The sequence below is a fragment of the Streptomyces sp. NPDC058308 genome, from assembly GCF_042880275.1.
Taxonomy (GTDB): domain Bacteria; phylum Actinomycetota; class Actinomycetes; order Streptomycetales; family Streptomycetaceae; genus Streptomyces.
The window spans coordinates 1,273-2,499 of record NZ_JBHVZA010000064.1 but is presented as its reverse complement, the minus strand read 5'-3'; the positions used below and the strand labels follow the sequence as shown (position 1 = coordinate 2,499).

Sequence of the window (1,227 nt, the reverse complement as noted above, 5' to 3'; positions counted from 1 at the left end):
GTTTCAGAACCAACACAGTGGACGCGAGCAACTGAGGACAAGCCCTCGGCCTATTAGTACCAGTCACCTCCACCCGTTACCGGGCTTCCAGATCTGGCCTATCAACCCAGTCGTCTACTGGGAGCCTTAACCCCTCAAAGGGGGTGGGAATACTCATCTCGAAGCAGGCTTCCCGCTTAGATGCTTTCAGCGGTTATCCTTTCCGAACGTAGCCAACCAGCCATGCCCTTGGCAGGACAACTGGCACACCAGAGGTTCGTCCGTCCCGGTCCTCTCGTACTAGGGACAGCCCTTCTCAATATTCCTACGCGCACAGAGGATAGGGACCGAACTGTCTCACGACGTTCTAAACCCAGCTCGCGTACCGCTTTAATGGGCGAACAGCCCAACCCTTGGGACCGACTCCAGCCCCAGGATGCGACGAGCCGACATCGAGGTGCCAAACCATCCCGTCGATATGGACTCTTGGGGAAGATCAGCCTGTTATCCCCGGGGTACCTTTTATCCGTTGAGCGACGGCGCTTCCACAAGCCACCGCCGGATCACTAGTCCCGACTTTCGTCCCTGCTCGACCCGTCGGTCTCACAGTCAAGCTCCCTTGTGCACTTACACTCAACACCTGATTACCAACCAGGCTGAGGGAACCTTTGGGCGCCTCCGTTACTCTTTGGGAGGCAACCGCCCCAGTTAAACTACCCATCAGACACTGTCCCTGATCCGGATCACGGACCGAGGTTAGACATCCAGCACGACCAGAGTGGTATTTCAACGATGACTCCCCCGATACTGGCGTACCGAGTTCACAGTCTCCCACCTATCCTACACAAGCCGAACCGAACACCAATATCAAACTGTAGTAAAGGTCCCGGGGTCTTTCCGTCCTTCTGCGCGAAACGAGCATCTTTACTCGTAGTGCAATTTCACCGGGCCTATGGTTGAGACAGTCGAGAAGTCGTTACGCCATTCGTGCAGGTCGGAACTTACCCGACAAGGAATTTCGCTACCTTAGGATGGTTATAGTTACCACCGCCGTTTACTGGCGCTTAAGTTCTCAGCTTCGCACGCCCGAAAGCGCACTAACCGGTCCCCTTAACGTTCCAGCACCGGGCAGGCGTCAGTCCGTATACATCGCCTTACGGCTTCGCACGGACCTGTGTTTTTAGTAAACAGTCGCTTCTCGCTGGTCTCTGCGGCCACCCCCAGCTCAGACAGTAAATGTCATCACCT

The 1,227-nt window shown here is 55.7% G+C and carries 1 rRNA gene (only partly in view); it reads right to left on the bottom strand.

What is annotated here, in order from left to right:
- Window positions 1-33: 33 nt before the first annotated feature.
- Window positions 34-1,227 (bottom strand): 23S ribosomal RNA (locus ACFVYL_RS37685); its annotated part runs 1,272 nt beyond the window's last position; the annotation flags it as partial.